We start from the raw sequence: 23,460 nt of genomic DNA on the forward strand, positions 1-23,460 counted from the left end.
ATAATCAATTCAAATAATTAACTGGTTGTTTTCTTTCTTTTGTCTCTTGCTCATATCCATAACCTAATTGTAATAACAATTTTTCAGAAAAAGGTTTCGCTATAAAAGTAAGCCCTTTTGGCTCTCCTTTATCGGTATATCCCATAGGAATAGTAATTGCTGGATATTTAGCGACAGCAGCATATCCTGCATGATAGTTGTTAATAGATAAAATTGCATCTAGTTCATGCTTATCTAAAAACATATCAAAATAATTACGTGCTATTGTTTTTAAATTTTCTTTTATCTCACTTAATTCTTGATTTGTAGTACTATCTACTACAATACCTTCAAATAACTGTTGCCCATATGGAATACTAATTATTGTATCCGTCAAATTAAATGCTATAACATCTTCTATATTTTTAACGGTAACTCCTCCTTTTGATTCAGAACTAATATATCTAGGAAGGTCATTTTTCATATCTATATTTAAAATATTCAAAAAACCTGGTAACTCTACTTCTTTTGGTTCTATCTCAGTAATTTCTCCACCAGCTTTTCTAATTTTCTTAATAGCTTTATTATATAAAGAATCTTCTAACAATTCTTTAACCACTCCAAAACGTTTTCCTTTTAAAGAGGATTGCTTTATTGCATTCACAAAATCTACATCAATATCTACAGAAACATTATCTTTAAGATCTTTACCTAACAAAGCATTAAGTAAAATAGCTGTATCTATTACATTTTTAGACATTGGCCCAGGAGTATCCAAAGTACTAGAAATAGGCACTATACCTGTTCTACTTAACACTCCAATAGTTGGCTTTAAACCTACTACAGAGTTCTGACTGGATGGGGATAAAATAGAACCACTGGTTTCTGTTCCTACCGCTGCTACACAAAAATTAGCTGCCACTGCAACTCCACTACCCGAACTAGACCCTCCTGTTTCAAAAACTAATCTACCGTAGGGGTTAAGTGTTTGTCCTCCTATAGCACTATATCCAACGGGACACCCTGAACATAAAAAATAAGCCCATTCGCTTAAATTAGCTTTTCCTAATATCAATGCATTTTCACCCACTAACCTACTTGTTATATATGCATTGTTTGTTTTATTGTCTTGCAACGCAACTGCACCAGCTGTAGTTACCATATCTTCTGTACCTATATTATCTTTTAATAAAATTGGCATCCCAAAAACAGAATAAGCGTCTATATTCTTTTTATCTACTTTATCTAATGTCCTTGCTTGTTCTACAACTTTTGGATTAAGAGAAATCACAGAATTTAAAGACACAGAATTATCACTTTCGTATTTTCTGATACGATAGATATAAAAGAGAGTAAGCTCCTCATACGTAAACTCTCCATTTTTTATATACTGCTGGATAGTAGGAATATCTTTTTCTAAAATAAACCCCTTAAGTTTATTATATTTTGTTTCAGAAAACAAGTTTAATTCTATTTCTAAAGCACTCCATATATTATTTTTATCTTGCACTTTAGAATTAATCAACTTAAGATGCATTCTATTTTCCTCAAGTTTTTGAGTTGTTGCAATATCTTTTGTTTCATCATAGGATTGCCAAACTACCTTAGATTGTTTTTCTTGGTGTAATTCTGATTGTTTTTCTTTCTTACAGGAAATAAAAAAGAAAATTGAAATTAAAAGATAAAATGCTTTTCTCATAATCAAGATGCCTAAAATTTGTTTATCAATATTGTAAAATATAAAAAAAGGCACTGAGAATGATTCTCAATGCCTTTTTTAACTATTCTGTAACAGATATTTTATTTAAAAAATGAATCTACAAATTCATATTTATTAAATACCTGAAGATCCTCTATACCTTCTCCTACTCCTATATATTTTACAGGAATTTTAAATTGGTCGCTTATTCCTATTACCACACCTCCTTTTGCGGTACCATCCAATTTTGTTACTGCTAATGAGGTTACTTCTGTTGCTGCCGTGAATTGTTTTGCTTGCTCAAAAGCATTTTGACCTGTAGAACCATCCAAAACCAATAATACATCATGAGGTGCGTCTCCTATCACTTTTTGCATTACTCGCTTTACTTTAGTCAACTCGTTCATCAAATTAATCTTATTGTGCAACCTACCTGCTGTGTCTATAATAATAACATCAGCATTTTGGTTTACACCAGATTGCAAAGTATCAAAAGCAACAGAGGCTGGATCGCTCCCCATTTCCTGTTTTACAATAGGAACATCAACACGATCTGCCCAAACCTGTAATTGATCAATTGCAGCAGCTCTAAAGGTGTCTGCTGCTCCTAAAACAACGTTTAGCCCTTTGTTTTTTAACTGATATGCTAATTTACCTATAGTAGTTGTTTTTCCAACTCCATTTACTCCTACAACCATCAATACGTATGGTTTTTTATCTTTAGGAATATCAAAATCTGTAGCTTCTCCTACGTTAGTTTCTGAAAGTAAACCTGCAATTTCTTCACGCAAAATTTGGTTTAACTCATCTGTTCCTAGATATTTTTCTTTTGCTACGCGATTCTCTATACGCTCTATTATCTTAATAGTAGTTTTAACCCCAACATCACTCGTGATCAGAATCTCTTCTAGATCATCCAAAACATCATCATCTACTTTAGATTTTCCAGCTACAGCTTTACTTAGCTTAGAAAAAAAATTAGTTTTAGATTTCTCTAATCCTTTATCTAGCGTTTGTTTTTTCTCTGAAGAAAATATTTTTTCAAAAAGCCCCATTTGTATTATTGAATGTGGTAAAATTTAAAAACTAAAATATTTAGTTATTATATTATATAAATATAAAAAGAAAGAGCCATTTCAATGCAATTGAAACGGCTTCTTTTTAAAATATCGTGTATGCGGTATTTTACTTTTTGCTAAAAAAATCATTAACTGCCTCTGGCGTCATAATTGATTCTACAAAAGTATAAGCTCCGCTTTTTGGAGATTTCACCATTTTTATGGCTTTAGTTAATCTCTTTGATCCAGTCTGTAACGACGCTACTGATTTCTTTGCCATCTCTTGTTATTTTATTTCTTTATGAACAGTCATTTTCTTAAGAATAGGATTAAATTTCTTTATCTCTATTCTATCAGGAGTGTTCTTTTTATTCTTAGTTGTAATATATCTTGATGTACCTGGTTGACCAGTAGCTTTATGCTCTGTACATTCTAATATTACTTGAACTCTATTACCTTTCTTTGCCATTATAAGTATCTTTTAAAAAAGAAGATTATTTACTTAAGAAACCGTTAGCTCTAGCTTCTTTTAAAACAGCTGAGATTCCATTCTTATTTATATTTTTTAACGCTCTGGTAGACAGCTTAAGTGTTATCCATCGATCTTCTTCTGGAATGTAAAAACGTTTTTTTATTAAATTCGCATTGAATTTACGTTTTGTTTTATTCATCGCGTGAGAAACATTGTTTCCTACCATTGCTTTTTTACCTGTAAGCTCGCAAACTCTTGACATCTTTCTTAATTTTGGTATTATTTCAAAACAGGGTGCAAATTAACGAATTATTTACCGAACAACCAATAATAGTTCCGTTATTTTTTTCTTCTTTTTTAAATTTTTATTTTGCTACTTAGCAGAAAAGAAAAAAAAAGTAGTTTAATAAGATTCTAAAACACAATAACACATCTGTTTTACAATAGCTAATTTCACAAATACAACACTTCCTAACATGAATACAACTAACTAATATACAGTCTAAAACTCTTTTTTGTTTTTAATTTAAAACTTATATCTACCCCCCTATCAGTCCAAAATTTATCTGACAAAAAAAGCAACAAACCTATCTCTTATTGCTGTTTTATATTACATATTAGAGTCTATAAATTTATAAATTGTGTGACGTAAATAAAAGAAACTTTTATTTTAAATTTTGAGAAAGCTTCTGAACTATTTATACTTCGCAAAGAATATTAAGGAAAAATCTTTTTTTTAAATCTACAGCTCCTAACTTAGAATATAATACTATACAGTAATTATCTTTAGGGTTATTATCAAAATTGTAATCTGTTTTTTTCTTAAAAACAAGTCTACGAATAGATTTAACGAAGCTATTACATGAACATAACTTAATCATCTTACTCTAATAAAATTTCATAATAACTCCCTTAACAAAAGTTCTAAAGACTTATTAACTGCTTTCCCTATATTTCGTTCTCTAAAACTTCCAAACACATATTTTTTAGAAAAAACAGTTGTTGGCGTAGCTATTCCTATAAAAATAGTACCTACTTCAACATCTCCATCTCCTTTTGATGGCCCTGCATTACCAGTTGTACTTATCGCATAATCAGACTTAAATTTCTCCTTTACTTTTAAAGCCATAGCCTTTGCTACCTCTTCGCTCGTTACTGTATATTTTTTTATAATTTCGGAGTCTATACCTAAAACATCTATTTTAGATTGCGTAGCATACGTTACTGTCCCCCCTACAAAATAAGAAGAGGCCCCTGCATTTGCTGTAAAAGATTCTGCTACTTTTCCTCCTGTACAACTTTCTGCTACAGAAAGAGTCTTTCCTTTATTTGTTAGTAATTTACCTATTCTAAACTCTATAGTTTCATTTTCTTCATAACCTACAATAATATCTCCTATAATCTCTCTTAGTTTTATTACTTCGCTCTCTATAGTGTCTTCTAATAGCTTTTCATCTTTGCCTCTTGCAGATAAACGTAACCTTACGCTTCCTAAATTAGGCAAATACGCTAATTTAATATATGCAGGTAAATTATCTTCCCAGTTTTCAATTTTTTCGGCTATAACACTCTCCCCTACTCCATAAGTGAGTATGGTTTTATGAAGAATATATGGCCTATCAAATCGTTTTTGTATCCTAAGTAAGACCTCATCCTTCATTAATCCTTTCATTTCGTAAGGAACCCCTGGCATAGATACAAAAACAGTATTTTCTTTTTCTAACCACATACCCGGTGCCGTACCATAATGATTCATTAATACTTTACAGGTACTTGGTACTAATGCTTGTTGTTTATTTATTTCGGAAATTGGTGTAGAAATATATTTTTCAAATAATTTCTCTATGTGTACCAATACTTCTTTATTTAGAACAAGAGTATCTTTAAAATACTCACAAATGGTATGTTTTGTAATATCATCTTTAGTAGGACCAAGCCCTCCAGTAATCAAAACAATATCCACTCTTTTAGATGCTTCTTCCAAAGCACTAAGTATATGTTGTTTATCATCTTTAATAGAAGTGATTTGGTATACATCTACTCCGATTTTATTAAGTTCCTTACCCATAAAAGCAGAATTGGTATCGATAATTTGACCTATCAAAATTTCATCACCTATAGTAATAATTTCTGCTAACATATCTACTTAAAATCGGCTTTCAGGTCTTCTATAGCTCCATTAACAATGGATACGATATGATCCAAAACAGGTATTATTTGCTCTTTAGGTTTTTTGGTTTTTGACCAAGCTTCTACTTGTTTGATTTGTGCCAAAAGATCAATATCAAATAATTGAAGGTTTGGTTTCATCTTATGGGCATATTGATATGCTAATTGTGGATTATCAGAGTTTACCGCTTCCACCATACTATTAATATCTGGTGGTATTTCTTCTAAAAAAGTTTGTACTAATACTGCTGTAAATTCATCATCTCCTCCTGATAATTCATTTACATTTTTTAGACTATATCTTTTATTCATCTATTTTACTTTTATTGAAAAAAATTGCTGATTTTTTATATATCCTGTCAAAACATCCTCAGGTTTAACAGATCCAACTCCTGCTGGTGTTCCTGTAAATATAATATCTCCTATCTTTAAAGTAAAATATTTTGACACATATTCTATTAATTCGTTAATCTTCCACAACATAAGTTTTGTGTTTCCCTGCTGAACAATGTTAGCATTTTTTTCTAAGCGGAAATCAACTGCATCTATATTTTCAAAGGTATCTTTAGACACCCATTTTCCGATTACTGCTGCGCCATCAAAAGCTTTAGCTTTTTCCCAAGGCAACCCTTTTTCTTTAAGTTTTGTTTGCAAATCTCTAGCAGTAAAATCTATTCCTAAACTAACTTCTTCATAATATTTATGAGCAAATTTTCGATCAATATGCTTTCCTACTTTATTGATTTTTATCAATATTTCTACCTCATGATGTATATCATTAGAGAAATCTGGAATAAAAAAAGGTTGTTTTTTAAGTAAAATAGATGTGTCAGGTTTTATAAAAACCACAGGGTCTTTGGGTTTTTCATTCTCTAACTCCTCAATATGATCGGTATAATTACGACCTATACAAATAAGTTTCATAGTAAAAAATGGTAATAAAAATGCTTACAATAAGCTATTATTTAATTTACGTAATCTAATTGCTGTGAGTACTTTTTTTGTATACAAAGGAAAATCTGCTTTTTGTATCCAACCAAAATACCCTGGCTCCTCTTCCATTATTTGCTCTACCAGCTTACCTTTATGCTTACCAAAAGAGAAAACCTCTTTTCCGTCTTCATTATATGTTATAAAGCCTGCAAAATCAGCAAACTGTTTTCTAGAACTAAATTCTGCTAAAAACTTAGTGTCATTTTCTAATTCTGGGTACTTATCTAATTGTGATTTTAAAACTTCGTAAGTAGCTAGCGTATCCGCTTCAGCAGAATGTGCATCTGTTAAATCTTTATCACAATAAAATTTATATGCCGCTGACAATGTTCTTTTTTCCATTTTATGGTAAATAGTCTGAACATCTATTGCAACTGTATTTTTCATATCAAAATCCAGTCCTGCTCTTAATAATTCTTCTGCCAAAAGAGGTATATCAAATCTATTAGAATTAAACCCTCCCAGATCGCATCCTTTTATCATTTCATTAACTTTACTTGCTAATGTTTTAAAAATAGGTTCATTTGCCACTTTAGCATCATCTATCCCATGCACAGCAGTAGTCTCTGCTGGGATTGGCATTTCTGGATTAACCAACCAGGTTTTACTCTCCTGAGTCCCGTTTGGAAATATTTTTAGAATAGAAATTTCTACAATTCGATCTTTCGAAATGTTTATGCCGGTTGTTTCTAGATCAAAAAAACATATCGGTCTTTTTAAATTAAGCTCCATAAATTGATTGTGTGATACTCAAAGATAACTTCTATTATTTAACATTCTTATAGCTTATCTCTATTTTAACATTTGCAAAATTTATACTACCTTCTTTACGAAGACATTATCTGCAAATTTTCTTGTTATAGTTTCTATTGCTTCTCCAAATTGAATACGAATAGATTTATCAAACTCTCTTACTTCTAATATTTTTATCTCACTACTTAGCGCCAAACCTATTTCTGAGACATATTTTAAAAAATTAACAGAACCATCATCTACAGCAATTAATCTACAAATATCGCCTTCCGACAAGGAAGAAAGCATAACTTTTGGTATAGCCAAATACTCTCCATCTGCGTTGGGAATCATTTCACCATGAGGGTCTTTTGTAGGAAATTCCATAAACCTTTCTAATTCATTGATTAATTTTTGAGATTTAATATGCTCTAATTGCTCTGCTACATCATGAACTTCATCCCATGTGAAATTTAAGTAATTATATAAAAAAGTTTCCCACAATCTATGTTTTCTTATTAATCGCACAGCAATATACTCCCCTTCTTTTGTCAAATCCAATTTACCATACTTTTCGCTAACTACATATTGTTTGGTTTTTAGCTTTTTAATCATATTGTTAGTGGATGCTGGAGAAACTTTAAGATATTCTGCTAATTGATTATTTCCCACCTTCGCTGATTTGCCTTCTACAAGCAACTGAAATAAGGCTTTTAAATAATCTTCTTCACTTTTTGTTAAATTATTCGAATTTAATTTGTTAGTCATGCCTAACTTTTTTAGTTTTGCGTCATTAATGAAACAAAAATACTAAACCTAATGCAATTTTATAAAAACATATCTCTGACTTTTTTTATTAGTCTGATTTTTAACAGCGTTTTTTCTCAAGAAAAAACAAACCTAGGAGCTTTGATTACCGATAGACCTGACCAAACCGAATCTCCCTCTGTAGTACCTAAAAGATATCTACAAATTGAAACTGGAAGTTTTTATAAAAACTCTGGAGAAAAAACGCTAAGAAAAAAAACTACTACTTTTAACACTACTCTTTTACGCTATGGATTATTAAATAACTTAGAAATAAGAGCAGGATGGGATTTTTCAGAAACTAAAACAGAAATTAATGGAGTAGAACTTGATAATACAACAAGTGGATTATCTCCTTTACTATTAGGGGCTAAAATAGGAGTTACAGAAGAAAAAGGTATATTACCAGAAATCGGATTCTTAGCACACCTGTATTTACCATTTACTGCAAGTACAGATTTTAAACCAAAAACTACAGGTGCTGATTTTAGATTTTCATTTGCACATACCTTAAATAAAAAATCTAGTCTATCCTACAATTTGGGAGCTTCGTGGGGAGATGATTCGCCAGAAACATCTTATGTATACACATTAGTCTACGGGTATAGTATTATAGATAAACTAGGGATTTATGCAGAACTTTATGGAGATTTTCCCGAAAACAATAGAGCAAATCATCTCTGGGATGCTGGATTGACCTATTTACTTAGTAATTCTATTCAATTAGATGCTACAGTTGGTTCAGGAATTTCCAAAGGACAAAATTTATTATTAAGCGCAGGATTAAGTGTACGTTTACCTAATTAAAACTAAAAATGATAAAACAATTTTTAACAGTACTAGCTTTTACTTTCTTTTTTATTTCTTGTAAAAAAGAAAATAAAAATGACAACAAAAAACTTAATGTAGTTACTACCACCTCTATGATTACTGATCTTGTAAAAAATATTGGTGGTAATCTAATTGAAATTAACGGATTAATGGGCAGCGGTATAGATCCTCATTTATACAAAGCTAGTGAAGGTGATGTATCTAAATTAGTAAATGCTGATGTGATTTTTTACAATGGTTTGCATTTAGAAGGTAAACTTGTAGAAGTATTTGAAAAAATGGGGCATCAAAACATCAAAACTATAGCGATTGGAGAAAGTTTAGAAAAAAACACCTTGATCGGTTCTGATTATTTTGCTTCTAATTATGATCCACATATATGGTTTAGCGTCGAAAATTGGAAAACTATAACTAAATTTGTTATAAAAAAACTTATAGAAGTAGATCCTAAAAACGCCAAAGCTTTTGAAGCTAATGGAAAAGAATACCTAGCACAATTGGAAGCATTAGAAGCTAAATTAAAAAATACGATAGCTACTTTACCTAAAGAAAAACGAATTTTAGTTACTGCTCACGATGCCTTTAGCTATTTTGGCAAAGCATATGGTTTTACTGTAGTTGGTCTTCAAGGTTTATCAACTGCTACCGAAGCTGGTGTACAAGATGTACAAAAGTTAGCGAAATTTATTATAGAAAAAGAAGTTAAAGCAATTTTTGTAGAAAGTTCTGTTCCTAAACGAACTATAGAAGCCTTGCAGGCTGCTGTAGAATCTAAAGACCATAAGGTAACTATAGGTGGAACTCTGTTTTCTGATGCTCTTGGTAACGCAAATACAAAAGAAGGCACTTACATAGGCATGTTTGAATACAATGTAAATACTATTATAAATGCTTTAAAATAATGCTCGGGATCTTGAGTTTAAAATAGCAGTGTATAAATGATTTTATTATGGAAGAACAAAAAATTGCAGTTCAAATAGATGATTTAACCGTAGCATACAATTACAAACCTGTATTATGGGATATTGATCTCGCCATCCCAGAAGGGGTATTAATGGCAATTGTAGGGCCAAACGGAGCTGGAAAATCTACTCTTATAAAATCAATTTTAGATATTATCAAACCTATTGCCGGAAGCGTAGAGATCTATGGCAAACCTTATAAAAAACAACGCTCTTTAGTGGCTTACGTACCTCAAAAAGGAAGCGTAGACTGGGATTTTCCTACAACAGCTTTAGATGTAGTAATGATGGGCACTTATGGCAGCTTAGGTTGGATAAAAAGACCAGGACAAAAAGAAAAAAAAGCAGCACTTGAAGCACTAGAAAAAGTAGGAATGCTAGCTTTTAAAAATAGGCAAATCAGCCAACTTTCTGGAGGACAGCAACAACGTATTTTTTTAGCCAGAGCTTTAGTCCAAAATGCGGCTATCTATTTTATGGATGAACCTTTTCAAGGAGTGGATGCCACTACCGAAAAAGCGATTATAAACATTTTAAAAGAACTTAGAAAAGCAGGAAAAACAGTTATTGTTGTGCATCATGATTTACAAACAGTACCAGAATATTTTGATTGGGTAACGTTTTTAAACGTAAAAAAAATTGCAACTGGCCCTGTTAAAGATATTTTTAATGATGACAACCTCACAAAAACATACGGCATTAACTATAAAGTAAGTGTACAACAATAGCAGTTAGTCTTTTAGCGGGTAGTTTTTTAGTAGATAGTGGGATAGTTTTTTTTTAGGGAGTAGAAATAAGTTATAAAATATGGTATGCAAGAAGTAAAGTTTAATTTTGAAGATTTAATAGTATATCAAAAATCTCTTGATTTTGTTGATTTAGTATATGATACTTGTGACAAATTTCCGAAAATGGAAACATATATTCCTGTATCCCAATACATCCGAGCTGCAAATTCTATTGCTTTAAATATTTCTGAAGGAGCCGGAGCTTCTGATGCTCAATTTAACCGATATCTTCAAATAGCGCTAGATTCTACTAGAGAATGTGTAGTATGTTCAACAATAGCTACAAGAAGAAAATATATTTCTGATGGTCAAAACAAAAACACCAGAATTAAATTAGCTGAACTTTCAAAAATGATAACCAGTTTACAAAAACATTTAAAAAATAAAAAGAAAACTAACTACTAACCATTATTTATTATTTTACTAACTACTAAAAGCTAATCTCTATTTACTATTTCACTAACTAAAACTAATTTCTAAAAAAACTAACTACTATTAACAACAATGAACTTAAAAGAATACTTAGAACTTGTTTTTACCGATTACACTCTGCGTACCATTACATTAGGAACCGCTGTACTAGGTGCAATTTGTGGTATGTTAGGTAGTTTTGCTGTTTTACGCAAACAAAGCTTATTGGGCGACGCAATCTCTCATGCTGCATTACCTGGTATTGCTATTGCATTTTTGATAATAGGAACCAAAAATAGTTCTGTTTTTTTACTAGGGGCATTAATTAGTGGATTAATAGGTACTTTTTGGATTCGTGGTATTACCAGTAAAACACACCTTAAATCAGATACCGCATTAGGATTAATCTTGTCTTTATTTTTTGGTTTTGGAATGTTACTACTCACTTACATTCAAAAAATGCCAAACGCAAACCAAGCTGGTCTAGAAAGCTATCTTTTTGGACAGGCAGCCACACTTTTAGAAAGTGATGTCTGGTTAATGATTATCATTACAGGAATAAGCCTAATCATACTATTATTGTTCTGGAAAGAATTGAAATTATTATTATTCGATGCTGATTACACTAAAACATTAGGATTCAATACTAAATTTTTAGATATTCTCATCACCTCGTTTATTGTGATCGCAATTGTACTAGGGCTACAAACTGTAGGTGTCGTATTAATGAGTGCTATGCTATTAGCTCCTGCTGCTGCTGCAAGACAATGGACAAATAATCTTGCTACCATGGTTGTTATAGCTGCAATTTTTGGTGCATCTTCAGGGGTTTTAGGAACTGCAATTAGTGCTAGCCACAACAACTTATCCACAGGGCCTGTTATCGTATTGGTAGCAGGAGTTTTTGTATTATTCTCTTTTATATTTTCACCAGGACGAGGATTATTATTTAGAGAAATACGTTTTAGAAAAAACAGAAATGACCTTCAATTACATAAAACACTATCTTTTATGTATGATATTGCCCGCACTCATGAAAACATTAGTCATCCACATGCCATTAAAATACTAAATAATTTTCAAGGGTTTACTAGAAAATCATTACAAGAACTAGAAGACAAAAACTATGTAACGATTGAAGGTACTATGTGGTCTATGACTGAATCTGGATTTCGTACTGCTTCCAATCTATATAATCAATTAACAAAAGAAGGTAATGAGTAGTGCACAGATAGAAATACAGTTAATCGCTAGCATGGTTGCTATAGCTTGTGCTATACCAGGAGTATTTTTGGTATTACGAAAAATGGCATTAATTACAGATGCGATAAGCCACTCTATACTACCAGGAATAGTTATAGGTTTTTTTATTACACAAGATTTATCTTCTCCTCTACTTATTATTCTAGCCGCAATTAGTGGTGTAATAACTGTTGTTTTAGTAGAGTTTATTCAAAAAACAGGTTTGGTTAAAGAAGACACTGCAATTGGTCTTGTTTTTCCTGCTTTATTTAGTATAGGAGTTATTCTTATTGCTCAAAATGCAAATGATGTACATCTAGACATAGATGCTGTACTATTAGGAGAACTTGCTTTTGCACCTTTTGATAGACTTACTATAGGAGGGCAAGATGTTGGCCCTAAATCTTTATGGATTATCGGCACTATAGTATTAATCACCCTTGGACTATTACTAGCATTTTTTAAAGAACTAAAAGTAAGTACATTTGATGCTGGGTTAGCTTCTGCTATGGGTTTATCACCTGTAATTATGCATTATGGCTTAATGACAATTTCATCGATCACAACTGTTGGTGCTTTTGATGCCGTAGGTGCCATTTTAGTAATAGCATTAATGATTGCTCCGGCTGCCACCGCATATTTACTAACTAATGACTTAAAAAAAATGTTATTACTTTCAGTTATTTTTGGAGTAAGTAGCGCTATAATGGGCTATTGGCTAGCCCACATATTAGATACTTCAATTTCTGGATCGATGACCACTGTATTGGGACTAATTTTCTTATTAGTATATCTATTCGCTCCTAGCAAAGGATTATTTTCTGTTTTATATCGACAAAAACAACAACGTATCGAAGTCTCTCTACTTACGTTTCTGTTACACTTAGGAAATCATCAAGAAGAAGAAGAACGACATGTAAAACACTTAAATGAGCATATTAATTGGCAAAAGGTACAGTCAAAATCTGTTTTAGATCTTGCTCTAAAAAACAATATGATCACTATCCATAAAGATATTGTTACTTTAACTAAAAAAGGAGAAACCTTTACCACAGAAGCTATTGATTATATTGTAGATAATAAAAATTCTGAAATCGAAAACATGAAGGATCGATTTTTCTTGTTTAGAGGCTAGTTTTATTTCATCCCATTTGCATTAAAAAATTAAGAATAAAGAATTTTTCAACCAATCCATAAATTGTATCTTTGATTACATGAAAATATTTATTCCTCTCTTTGTATCCCTTTTTTCTTTTACTATTTCTGCTCAAGATAAGCCTGTTCGTTTGGTAGAAGAAAAACAAAAAAAACGAACTATTCTTTATGTTAAAAATGATACTAACGAAGACAAAAGTGTTTTCTTAAAAGTGAACCCTACTGGATATAGAAGAAGTGCACAACGACCTATACTTAAAAAAATTCCTCCAAAAAGCAAGGTACAGATGTTAATATTAATTCCGTTAACAGATACAGAATCTTATTATACCCATACCTTAATTGTTAATGACACATTACAAGCTATTGATGTCGATCGTAGCAAAAGGCTAAAAAAAGGAGATAGTCTTTAACTCAAAAAAACTATCTAGCAACATAATTCCTTATCTCAAACAGCTCTTTGAAGCCTAGTTTTAGATATACATTCTTACCCATATCAGATGCCTGTAGCATTACGTAATCCATATTATTTATAATCGCTACATTTATTAATGATTTCATTATTTGTGCTGCAAAACCTCTTTTCCGCATTTGAGGAACAACCCCTACGCCATGTACACCTACAATATTATTAGTTTGAAATAGTATAGCTGTCCCTATAGGCTCGTCATTATAATAAGCTAAATAATAGTGAATATCTTTATATGTATTTACCAGTATATTTTCTGAAATCTTATATCTAAAAGCCTTTGGATATAAATCTGTCCACATCTTCATTTCAAGCGTTTTATGTATCCGCTTTATTTTTATCTCATTTCCTATTTCAAAATATGTATCTGGCTTAAGATACATAGCTACTTGTTTAAACTTCAACTCAAAATGATTTTTCAAAAAAAGTACATCCTCATTTTTACTTTTAGTATTCCAATATGGAATAGTTAGGTTACCAGATCTTATTATTTCTTTAACTAGATCTATATCATTCTCTTTCAAATTCCTAGAAAACCATAACCTATTAGGCCAATCACTATCTTTTATTTTACAATACTCAAACCCTGGAGTTTTATAGTAAGAATCAAAAGGAACGCTTGCTGTTTTCCATAAAGAGGTTAGGTTTTCGATATTGGCATCTATAATACTAGATATTTCTTTCATTTTAAATTAATTAATAATATTCCTATAAGCATTGTAATAACACCTACTATTTTTTTTATTGTTATCGGTTCGGTTGGTAAACTTAACCATCCAAACTGTCCTGCTATAATCGAAAAAATCAACTGCCCAGATAATCCTAACGAAATCATTGTTGCTATTCCTAATTTTGGAATAGTATAGTAGTATAAGCTAACCCCTATTACACTACAAAGACCACCTGTAAACCATAGATATATCGGAATTTCCTTTATCTCCACTAAACTTGGAACACTTTTAGTGGTAAAGACAATAAATATAAATGCAAAAATCAGACTACTCGTAAAAGCTACTATCGACGCCAATAATGGGTTTTTTAACAAAACTCCCAAATGAGCATTCAACCCACCTTGGGCAGCCAGAAATGCTCCTCCAAAAAATGCAATGACAGATAATATGTATGTGTTCATATTTCTTCAAATAATTTATGGATTGGCTTTCTGGTTTTTGAATAATATTGAGTTTTATCTTTATCAGAACGGTATCCAATGGCAGCAATCACAGATGCACTAAGACCTTGTTCGGAAAGTTTCAAGATATCGTTATATTTTTCTGGAATAAACCCTTCCATTGGGCAAGCATCAATTTTTAGTTCTGCGCAACTATACAACAAATTACTAAGAGCCAAATATGTTTGCAAAGCTGTCCAATGTTGGTATTCTTTTATAGACTTTTCTTTTATTTTAGTCTTTATAAAATCACCGTACCCTCTTAAATCTTCTATACTACTCTGTTCTGTGTATGATTTTAAAGCTATAAACTCATCCACATGTTCTTCGCTTTTTTTGATATAATTACAAAAAACAACAATATAAGAAGCGTCTGTTATTTGATTCTGTTGCCATGAGAATTTTTTTAGTTCCTCTCTTAACTCTTTATCTTTAATAAATAACACCTTATATAACTGAAGGCCAAATGAAGAAACAGATAACTGTATACTTTCTTTTAAAACATCTAAACTGTGATCTTCAATTTTTCTTGAAGGGTCAAATTTTTTTGTAGCGTAACGCCATTTTAAATTTTCTAATACATTCATAATTTTCTTTTAAGATTCATTGCGAAAATAAATCCAAGAAATAGGATGCACATTTACATATGTTGATTCTACACTATTTTTTTAATTCTTTTCTTATTCTACTTAGTTGGGTGGGTGTAATACCCAAATGAGAAGCAATATACATTTGTGGTATTCTTTGATCTAGATTTGGATGTTGATTTAATAATTTCATATACCTTTTAGTTGCGTTTTCCATTACTATAGAAACCTCTATTTGCTCCTTTTCTATCACCCAATTTTTCTCTAAATATGCTATATAGAAATTTTTTAAATCTTCATGTTTAAAAATAAGTTCTCTATACTTTTTATAATTAATACTTATCAACACCACCTTTTCTAATGTTTCTAAAGTAAATGTAGAAGGTGTCTGTAAAAGATTTGAAACGGTAGACCCTGCCAAATCATTTTCTAAGAAAATATTTTTAGTATACACATCACCTCTATCATTGGTAAAATAAGCTCTTAATGCCCCTTTACAAACAAAATAAATGTTTTTTGCTATTTGCCCATTCCTTAACAGAACCTCTTCTTTATTTAAAATCTTAAAGGTAACAATAGATTGCATAAACTGCCAAGAATCAATAGTTATTGGAGAATAACTATCTAATTTTGTTTTTAGTTTACTCATATATTTTTCTTGATCAATCTCCATTTTGGTTTTATGTTTAAAAAAAATAAGTATAAATCTAAAAGTAAAAAACCACAATACTTGTCTGTATTGTGGTTTTTTACTTTTGATAAAAGAACTCTTTTACTTGTTAGAACTAAGCAACCTATCCATCATGGATTTCAACTCTTCAATTTCCTTTTGCTGCTAAATAGTCTACAATGTTAATTCTTCGATTTTTTTAAGAATATTAGAACTCCCTATTCGCATCCCAAGTCTCTAAATAATCTTTTACACGTTGTACAAACTGTCCTCCTAGTGCTCCGTTTACTACTCTATGGTCATAAGAGTGAGATAAGAACATTTTATATCGAATACCTATAAAATCTCCTTCGGGAGTTTCTATAACCGCAGGAACTTTTCTAATTGCTCCCAAAGCCAAAATACCTACTTGCGGTTGATTAATGATTGGTGTTCCCATTATACTACCAAAGGTACCTACATTAGTTACGGTATAGGTTCCTCCTTGGGTATCATCTGGTTTTAAAGCTTTGGTACGTGCTCTGTTAGCAAGGTCGTTTACTGCTTTGGTCATCCCTACTAGATTTAATTGATCTGCGTTTTTAATTACAGGAACGATTAAATTACCATCTGGCAAGGCTGCTGCCATACCAAGATTTATGTTTTTCTTTTTAATTATAGTATCTCCAGAAACAGAGATATTCATCATCGGGAAATCTTTAAGTGCTTTTGCAACTGCCTCCATAAATATCGGAGTAAACGTAAGGTTTTCTCCCTCTCGCTTCATAAACCCGTCTTTTACCTTTTTTCTCCAGTTCCAGATATTGGTTACATCTGCTTCAATAAACGATTGTACGTGTGCCGAAGTTTGTACAGATTCTACCATGTGATGCGCAATAAGCTTGCCCATTCTGGTCATTTCGATAATCTCATCTTCTCCCGATGCTGCTATTGGTGTAGCTTTAGTAACTTCTGATTTTTTTGCAACCGATACGGATTGTGGTTCTGTTTTACCTACTGATGGAGAGACTACTTTTCCATTTTTACGATCCTCTACAAACTGTAAAATATCATTTTTGGTAACTCGCCCATCTTTACCAGTTCCAGAAATAGCTTCTAGTTCTTGTAAAGAAACACCTTCTGTAGCAGCAATATTTTTTACTAACGGAGAGTAGAATTTACTACTTTCAGAAAAATCAACTTTACCCGCTGTAACTTCTTCTGTTGTTTTAACGATTGCAGTTTCTATAGCAACTGCTTCTTTTGGAGTTTCTTCTACTTTTGAAGTAGTTTCTTGAGTAGCTACCTCTGCACTACCCTCACCTTCGGTTTCTATTACAGCAATAACCTGACCTACCTGTACTACATCATCTACTTCAAAAAGTTTTTCTATAAGTACACCTTCTACCTCACTAGGTACTTCACTATCTACTTTATCTGTTGCAATTTCAACAACTGCGTCATCCAATTCAATAGTATCTCCAACTTCTTTTAACCAAGTTGTTATTGTTGCTTCTGCAACACTCTCACCCATTTTTGGAAGTTTAAGCTCAAATTTTGCCATATCCGTAATTAAAAGTGTTTATTAGTTATAGTTTTTGCGAATTTAATCAAAATTCAACTCAAACGTTATTTTTTCTTTATTAATTTTGTCTGAAAAATGTTTTTCAGCAGGTAACCCTCTTTTTTTTCTCTTGATATATCTTTTTAAATATAATATTATATCTAAAAAAACAATTCTTTCTCAATTAAAATAAACTTTAATTTTTTTAAAAAAAACAGCTTATAATTCTTTATCCATTTCTCAACGCATTTACAAAAGGTATTCTATTAAGTATACTTCTACCCAAAGTAACCTCATCAGCATATTCAAGTTCATCATTAACACCTATACCTCTTGCAATAGTAGACGTTTTTATATCCACTCCTTCTAATTGTTTATATATAAAAAAATTGGTTGTGTCCCCTTCCATAGTTGCGCTTAATGCAAATATTAATTCTTCTACATTATCTGATTTAGCTTTTTCTATCAAAGAATTAATATGTAACTCTTGCGGTCCAACACCATCCAACGGGCTTATTTTCCCTCCCAATACATGATACAAACCTCTATATTGCCCTGTACTTTCTATTGCCATTACATCTCTAATATCTTCTACAACACAAATAATTTTACGGTTTCGAACTGGATTACTACAAATTTCACAGGTATCCATATCACTAATGCTATGACAAACCTTACAAAACTTAATTTCTTTTCGCAATGTTCCTAATGCATTAACCAAATGTTGCGTTTGGGTTTCTGGTTGCCTTAGTAAATGCAATACTAATCGTAATGCAGTTCGTTTTCCTATCCCAGGTAACTGAGACATTTCATAAACAGCGTTTTCTAATAATTTCGAAGAAAATTCCATAATGCAACAAATGTACTATTTTTTGATTATTTAGATAACTAGTGTTTTCTTAAAAACAACATGCTTACTAAAAGCATCTTCTTTAATTTATATTATCTACCTTATAAAAACACACAAAACTATTTACTATTTTTACTTCAAAAGTACAGTAATGTTTGAAAGCTTTTCAGAAGAAACTCAACTTATTCTAACGGTAATTGCCATTGCAATCCTTTTTGCTGCGGTATCCTGGAATACTAAACGAAATAAAAATAAGTTGTATAATCGCGGTAGCCGAAATTTTAAGAAAAATTATTTAAAAAAGAAAAAATAGCCCTAATGAAAATATACACAAAAACAGGAGACAAAGGAACTACCGCACTATTTGGTGGCACAAGAGTACCTAAACATCATATCAGAATAGATAGTTATGGCACCGTTGATGAGCTAAATTCACATATAGGACTTATTAGAGATCAAAAAATTGACAATATTAGCAAAACAGTTTTAATAAATATACAGGATAAACTTTTTACTGTTGGAGCTGTTTTGGCTACAGATCCTGAAAAAGCTATTTTAAAAAATGGGGAAAAAAGATTAAATATCCCTACAATTTCTATAGAAGATATTGAGTTATTAGAAAAAGAAATGGATAGAATGAATGAATCCTTGCCACCAATGACACATTTTGTATTACCAGGAGGACATCAAACTGTGTCATTCTGTCATATTGCTCGCTGTGTATGTCGAAGAGCAGAGCGTTTATCCACTGCTTTATATGAAATAGCTCCTTTTGAAGAAAAAACATTACAGTACTTAAACCGACTATCTGACTATCTTTTTGTACTGGCACGAAAGTTGTCTCACGATCTTAAAGCAGAGGAAATTGAGTGGATTCCTAAAAAAAATTCTTAAATTTTTAATGCTAAAAAATCAGTATGGGAAAGCCCTAAAAAATCACGTTCTTATAATTATTGTTTAAATAATTAATTTTTTACTTGACTTTTTAAACTAAAAAATTATTTTTGCAAAAAACAAAACCAGTAAACATATGTATTGGACTTTAGAATTAGCATCTTACTTAAGCGATGCGCCTTGGCCAGCTACAAAAGACGAGTTAATAGATTACGCAATTCGTACTGGAGCACCTTTAGAGGTTGTAGAAAACCTACAATCCATTGAGGATGAAGGAGATTCGTATGACTCTATTGAAGAGATATGGCCAGATTATCCTACGGATGAAGATTATCTTTGGAATGAGGATGAATATTAAAAAACCAAATAGTATTAAAAGTCTCGAAAGAGGCTTTTTTTTTGCGTAAATTACGTCAGTTTTATGGTTATTTATAACGCATAAAATATTGTATAACGACTAAGTTAGGTTCTGAAATAATGAAGCAGACTCTTAATAAGTTAAGAATCTGAGTTAAATATAATCTTATTATAGATGAAAGACCGATTAATTTCGTTTTGAAATTAGATCTAACTAAACACACAACCATAAATTATGGGAATTTTAGATTCTGTATTAAAAGTATTTGTTGGAGATAAATCCAAAAAAGACATAAAAGAAGTTCAACCAAAGGTTGAGCTAATCAAAAACGCGGAGAAAGCACTTGAAGGTATTTCTCATGATGAACTTCGTGCCAAAACTGTTGAATTTAAAAACAGGATAAACGAAGCACGAACAGAGATTAACACCAAAATAGAAGCTCTTAAACAAGAAGCCAATAGCGAAGAAGATATTGACAAAAAAGAAGACATTTACGCAGAAATAGATGCTCTAAAAGAAGAAGCCTATAAAGTCACTGAAAAAGCTTTAAACGATATTCTTCCTGAAGCTTTTGCTGTGATAAAAGAAACTGCAAAACGTTTTACGAGCAATGACACTATAGAGGTTACTGCTTCTGCCTATGATCGTGAACTTTCTGGAACTAGAGAGCATATTACTCTTAATGAAGAAAAAGCTATCTGGTCTACAAGTTGGGATGCGGCTGGTAAAGAAGTTAAATGGGACATGGTTCATTATGACGTGCAATTAGTTGGTGGTATCACTTTACACGAAGGAAAAGTAGCAGAGATGCAAACAGGAGAAGGAAAAACTTTGGTTGCAACATTACCCGTTTATCTTAATGCGCTATCTGGCAATGGTGTTCATTTAGTAACAGTAAATGATTATTTAGCTCGTCGTGATAGCGAGTGGATGGCTCCTATTTTTCAATTTCATGGACTAACTGTAGACTGTATTGATAACCATAGGCCTAATTCCCCAGAAAGAAGAGCTGCTTATAATGCAGATATTACCTATGGTACTAATAATGAATTTGGATTTGATTATCTACGAGATAACATGTCACATGCTCCAGAAGATTTAGTACAACGTCCCCACAACTATGCTATTATAGATGAAGTAGACTCTGTATTGATTGATGATGCTCGTACACCATTGATTATCTCAGGCCCTATACCAAAAGGAGATATACATGAGTTTGATGAATTAAAACCAAAGATTGCCGATATAGTATCTGTACAACACAAATACCTGACTACTGTCTTTGCCGAAGCTAAAAAACTCATTAAAGAAGGGGATACTAAAGAAGGTGGTTTTAAATTATTACAAGTATACAGAGGTATTCCAAAAAACAAAGCGTTAATCAAGTTTTTAAGTGAAGAAGGAGTCAAAATACTGCTTCAAAAAACAGAAAACTTTTATATGCAAGACAATAACCGCGAAATGCATAAAGTAGATGCAGATTTGTATTATGTTATTGAAGAAAAAAATAATCAAATTGATCTTACTGATAAAGGTGTTGAATATCTTTCTGGTAAGGATGACCCTGATTTTTTTGTATTACCACAAATTGGTATGGAAATCGCTAAAATAGAGAAACAAGAATTATCTAAAGAAGAAGAAGCGGAACAAAAAGAAGATCTTTTTAGGGATTATAGCGTAAAAAGTGAACGTATCCATACCCTTAGGCAATTACTTAAAGCATATTCATTATTCGAAAAGGATGTAGAATATGTCGTAATGGACAATAAAGTGAAAATTGTTGACGAACAGACAGGGCGTATTATGGATGGCCGTAGATATAGCGATGGATTACACCAAGCTATTGAAGCAAAAGAAAACGTAAAAATTGAAGATGCAACACAGACTTTTGCTACGGTAACACTTCAAAATTACTTCCGTATGTATGGCAAGTTATGTGGAATGACAGGTACTGCTGTAACAGAAGCCGGAGAACTTTGGGAAATCTATAAATTAGACGTAGTAGAAATACCAACTAACCGACCTATAGCCAGGCATGATAGAGAGGATTTAGTATACAAAACGAAACGTGAAAAATACAATGCTGTTATAGAAGAAGTAACAGAATTATCTCGCGCAGGAAGACCTGTGCTTATTGGTACTACTTCTGTAGAGATTTCTGAATTATTAGGGAGAATGTTAACTATTCGAAAAGTCCCTCACAATGTATTAAATGCTAAACTACATAAAAAAGAAGCGGATATTGTCGCTGAAGCCGGTAACCCTGGAGTGGTAACTATTGCTACCAATATGGCGGGGCGTGGTACTGATATTAAACTAACCGAAGAAGTAAAAGCAGCAGGCGGTCTTGCTATTGTAGGTACAGAACGTCACGATTCTCGTCGTGTTGATAGACAATTACGTGGTCGTGCTGGTCGTCAAGGAGATCCAGGAAGTTCTCAGTTTTATGTTTCTTTAGAAGACAATTTAATGCGTTTATTTGGTTCTGAGCGTATTGCAAAAATGATGGATAGAATGGGTCTAAAAGAAGGAGAAGTAATACAACACTCTATGATCTCTAAATCTATCGAAAGAGCACAGAAAAAAGTAGAAGAAAACAACTTTGGGGTTCGTAAACGACTACTTGAATATGACGATGTAATGAATGCACAACGAGAAGTAGTATACAAACGTCGTTATCACGCATTGTTTGGAGAACGCCTTCGTGTAGATATCGCCAACATGATCTACGATACTGTCGAAGTAGTTACCGAAGGTAATAAAGCTGCACAAGATTATAAAAATTTTGAATTTGAGTTGATTCGATACTTCTCTATGAGTAGCCCTGTTTCTGAAACAGAATTCGAAAAAATGGATTCTCTAAAAATTGCAAAACAAGTATACAAAGTTGCTTATGAGCATTATCAAGATAAAATGAAACGTAATGCAGAGGCTGCTTATCCTGTAATTAAACAGGTATATGAAGACCCTAGTAGCAAGTACGAAAGAATTTTAGTTCCGTTTACAGATGGTGTAAAAAATATAAACGTGGCTACAGATCTGCAAAAAGCTTATGAATCTGAAGGTAAACAGTTAATTACTGATTTTGAAAAAAATATTACTCTAGCTATTATTGATGATGCATGGAAAACCCATCTTCGTAAAATGGACGAATTAAAACAAAGTGTACAGCTGGCCGTTCATGAACAAAAAGATCCATTGTTAATCTATAAATTTGAGGCTTTCGAACTTTTTAAAGCAATGATTGAAGAAGTAAACAAAGAAGTAATATCATTTTTATTTAAAGGAGAGTTACCAACTGGTAATACTCAAGACATATCTGAAGCAAGGCAAGTTCAAAGAAAAGAAAGATTAGAGACTTCTAAAGAAGAAATCCCTAATATGGATGAGCGTGCAGCACAAAATAGAGCTGCTGGTCAAACACAAGAACAACCTCAAATCACCGAAACTATTGTACGCGAACAACCAAAAATTGGACGTAATGACAAGGTTACTATCAAACACATAATGAGTGGTGAAAATAAAACAATGAAATACAAACAAGCTATACCTCTAATCGAAAAAGGAGAATGGGTAATAGTTAATGAATAAAAAAGTATTTTTATTGAAAAGCATAAAGC

Annotated in this window: 27 protein-coding genes; 11 read left to right on the forward strand and 16 right to left on the reverse strand. The window is 31.9% G+C overall.

The genetic code is table 11. From position 1 onward, the window contains the following. Positions 1-4: 4 nt before the first annotated feature. The 10 genes from H527_RS0102890 to H527_RS0102935 all read right to left on the reverse strand — a co-directional run bounded on the left by H527_RS0102890 (position 5) and on the right by H527_RS0102935 (position 7,870). Positions 5-1,678 carry an amidase family protein gene (locus H527_RS0102890; protein WP_027411310.1) on the reverse strand — a complete coding sequence of 558 codons (1,674 nt, stop codon included), beginning with the start codon at positions 1,676-1,678 and terminating at the stop codon, positions 5-7. 101 nt (positions 1,679-1,779) lie between these two features. Beyond that, the gene (gene ftsY / locus H527_RS0102895; protein WP_027411311.1) at positions 1,780-2,733 is read right to left on the reverse strand and encodes a signal recognition particle-docking protein FtsY; all 954 of its coding nucleotides are present in this window, start codon (positions 2,731-2,733) and stop codon (positions 1,780-1,782) included. 130 nt (positions 2,734-2,863) lie between these two features. Continuing rightward, positions 2,864-3,016, reverse strand: a complete 153-nt coding sequence (locus tag H527_RS23445) for a DUF4295 domain-containing protein (RefSeq protein ID WP_081414538.1) — start codon at positions 3,014-3,016, stop codon at positions 2,864-2,866. A gap of 6 nt (positions 3,017-3,022) precedes the next feature. After that, positions 3,023-3,205: a 50S ribosomal protein L33 gene (gene rpmG / locus H527_RS0102905; protein ID WP_027411312.1), complete on the reverse strand. Its 183-nt coding sequence runs from the start codon at positions 3,203-3,205 to the stop codon at positions 3,023-3,025. A 25-nt stretch (positions 3,206-3,230) separates the two neighbouring features. Beyond that, positions 3,231-3,470, reverse strand: coding sequence for a 50S ribosomal protein L28 (rpmB, locus tag H527_RS0102910; RefSeq protein WP_027411313.1), 240 nt, complete (start codon positions 3,468-3,470; stop codon positions 3,231-3,233). 636 nt (positions 3,471-4,106) lie between these two features. Further along, complete coding sequence (locus H527_RS0102915) at positions 4,107-5,348, reverse strand: competence/damage-inducible protein A (RefSeq protein ID WP_027411314.1); 1,242 nt, start codon at positions 5,346-5,348, stop codon at positions 4,107-4,109. A gap of 2 nt (positions 5,349-5,350) precedes the next feature. Then, positions 5,351-5,689 (reverse strand): Hpt domain-containing protein, encoded by a 339-nt coding sequence (locus tag H527_RS0102920; protein WP_027411315.1) that lies wholly within the window; start codon positions 5,687-5,689, stop codon positions 5,351-5,353. After that, complete coding sequence (locus H527_RS0102925) at positions 5,690-6,301, reverse strand: fumarylacetoacetate hydrolase family protein (protein WP_027411316.1); 612 nt, start codon at positions 6,299-6,301, stop codon at positions 5,690-5,692. It abuts the gene before it with no gap. A 24-nt stretch (positions 6,302-6,325) separates the two neighbouring features. Beyond that, a complete protein-coding gene (locus H527_RS0102930; RefSeq protein WP_027411317.1) occupies positions 6,326-7,102 on the reverse strand; it encodes a 3'-5' exonuclease in 777 nt (258 codons plus the stop codon). Between the two features lie 81 nt (positions 7,103-7,183). Beyond that, complete coding sequence (locus H527_RS0102935) at positions 7,184-7,870, reverse strand: metal-dependent transcriptional regulator (RefSeq protein WP_027411318.1); 687 nt, start codon at positions 7,868-7,870, stop codon at positions 7,184-7,186. A gap of 51 nt (positions 7,871-7,921) precedes the next feature. On the opposite strand from H527_RS0102935, the gene H527_RS0102940 reads away from it, so the two are divergent. The 7 genes from H527_RS0102940 (at position 7,922) to H527_RS21325 (ending at position 13,711) form a co-directional block, all read left to right on the forward strand. Further along, positions 7,922-8,716, forward strand: a complete 795-nt coding sequence (locus tag H527_RS0102940; RefSeq protein WP_027411319.1) for a transporter — start codon at positions 7,922-7,924, stop codon at positions 8,714-8,716. A gap of 8 nt (positions 8,717-8,724) precedes the next feature. Further along, positions 8,725-9,642, forward strand: a complete 918-nt coding sequence (locus tag H527_RS0102945; protein WP_051316607.1) for a metal ABC transporter solute-binding protein, Zn/Mn family — start codon at positions 8,725-8,727, stop codon at positions 9,640-9,642. Between the two features lie 47 nt (positions 9,643-9,689). Continuing rightward, the gene (locus H527_RS0102950) at positions 9,690-10,430 is read left to right on the forward strand and encodes a metal ABC transporter ATP-binding protein (RefSeq protein ID WP_035087267.1); all 741 of its coding nucleotides are present in this window, start codon (positions 9,690-9,692) and stop codon (positions 10,428-10,430) included. 84 nt (positions 10,431-10,514) lie between these two features. Beyond that, positions 10,515-10,895 carry a four helix bundle protein gene (locus H527_RS0102955; protein WP_027411322.1) on the forward strand — a complete coding sequence of 127 codons (381 nt, stop codon included), beginning with the start codon at positions 10,515-10,517 and terminating at the stop codon, positions 10,893-10,895. Between the two features lie 99 nt (positions 10,896-10,994). Further along, positions 10,995-12,125, forward strand: coding sequence for a metal ABC transporter permease (locus tag H527_RS0102960; RefSeq protein ID WP_027411323.1), 1,131 nt, complete (start codon positions 10,995-10,997; stop codon positions 12,123-12,125). Further along, positions 12,118-13,278, forward strand: a complete 1,161-nt coding sequence (locus H527_RS0102965; protein ID WP_027411324.1) for a metal ABC transporter permease — start codon at positions 12,118-12,120, stop codon at positions 13,276-13,278. Before H527_RS0102960 ends, H527_RS0102965 begins: the two co-directional genes overlap by 8 nt. Before the next feature lie 79 nt (positions 13,279-13,357). Continuing rightward, positions 13,358-13,711, forward strand: a complete 354-nt coding sequence (locus tag H527_RS21325; protein WP_051316608.1) for a hypothetical protein — start codon at positions 13,358-13,360, stop codon at positions 13,709-13,711. 10 nt (positions 13,712-13,721) lie between these two features. Here H527_RS21325 and H527_RS0102975 read toward each other — a convergent pair whose 3' ends face one another. The 6 genes from H527_RS0102975 to recR form a co-directional block, all read right to left on the reverse strand. Then, positions 13,722-14,453 (reverse strand): GNAT family N-acetyltransferase, encoded by a 732-nt coding sequence (locus H527_RS0102975; RefSeq protein WP_027411325.1) that lies wholly within the window; start codon positions 14,451-14,453, stop codon positions 13,722-13,724. Beyond that, a complete protein-coding gene (locus H527_RS0102980) occupies positions 14,450-14,899 on the reverse strand; it encodes a DMT family transporter (protein ID WP_027411326.1) in 450 nt (149 codons plus the stop codon). The genes H527_RS0102975 and H527_RS0102980 overlap by 4 nt, the downstream gene beginning before the upstream one ends. Further along, positions 14,896-15,525, reverse strand: a complete 630-nt coding sequence (locus tag H527_RS0102985) for an NAD(P)H-dependent oxidoreductase (protein WP_027411327.1) — start codon at positions 15,523-15,525, stop codon at positions 14,896-14,898. Before H527_RS0102985 ends, H527_RS0102980 begins: the two co-directional genes overlap by 4 nt. Positions 15,526-15,598: 73 nt before the next feature. Next, on the reverse strand, positions 15,599-16,198 hold the full coding sequence (locus H527_RS0102990; RefSeq protein WP_027411328.1) for a Crp/Fnr family transcriptional regulator: 600 nt from the start codon (positions 16,196-16,198) through the stop codon (positions 15,599-15,601). Positions 16,199-16,403: 205 nt separating this feature from the next. Next, positions 16,404-17,738, reverse strand: a complete 1,335-nt coding sequence (locus H527_RS0102995) for a dihydrolipoamide acetyltransferase family protein (RefSeq protein WP_027411329.1) — start codon at positions 17,736-17,738, stop codon at positions 16,404-16,406. 229 nt (positions 17,739-17,967) lie between these two features. Continuing rightward, positions 17,968-18,588 carry a recombination mediator RecR gene (gene recR, locus H527_RS0103000; RefSeq protein WP_027411330.1) on the reverse strand — a complete coding sequence of 207 codons (621 nt, stop codon included), beginning with the start codon at positions 18,586-18,588 and terminating at the stop codon, positions 17,968-17,970. A 151-nt stretch (positions 18,589-18,739) separates the two neighbouring features. Between recR and H527_RS23845 the strand changes: the two genes are divergently transcribed. The 4 genes from H527_RS23845 to secA all read left to right on the forward strand — a co-directional run bounded on the left by H527_RS23845 (position 18,740) and on the right by secA (position 23,431). After that, entirely contained in the window at positions 18,740-18,901 is a 162-nt protein-coding gene (locus H527_RS23845; RefSeq protein WP_155837794.1) for a hypothetical protein, read from the forward strand. Between the two features lie 5 nt (positions 18,902-18,906). Continuing rightward, positions 18,907-19,482 carry a cob(I)yrinic acid a,c-diamide adenosyltransferase gene (locus H527_RS0103010; protein WP_027411331.1) on the forward strand — a complete coding sequence of 192 codons (576 nt, stop codon included), beginning with the start codon at positions 18,907-18,909 and terminating at the stop codon, positions 19,480-19,482. 136 nt (positions 19,483-19,618) lie between these two features. Then, the gene (locus tag H527_RS0103015; protein ID WP_006989959.1) at positions 19,619-19,840 is read left to right on the forward strand and encodes a DUF2795 domain-containing protein; all 222 of its coding nucleotides are present in this window, start codon (positions 19,619-19,621) and stop codon (positions 19,838-19,840) included. Between the two features lie 234 nt (positions 19,841-20,074). Continuing rightward, positions 20,075-23,431 (forward strand): preprotein translocase subunit SecA, encoded by a 3,357-nt coding sequence (gene secA, locus H527_RS0103020; protein WP_027411332.1) that lies wholly within the window; start codon positions 20,075-20,077, stop codon positions 23,429-23,431. The last annotated feature ends 29 nt before the right edge of the window (positions 23,432-23,460 follow it).

It is taken from the genome of Aquimarina muelleri DSM 19832 (assembly GCF_000430665.1).
GTDB lineage: Bacteria > Bacteroidota > Bacteroidia > Flavobacteriales > Flavobacteriaceae > Aquimarina > Aquimarina muelleri.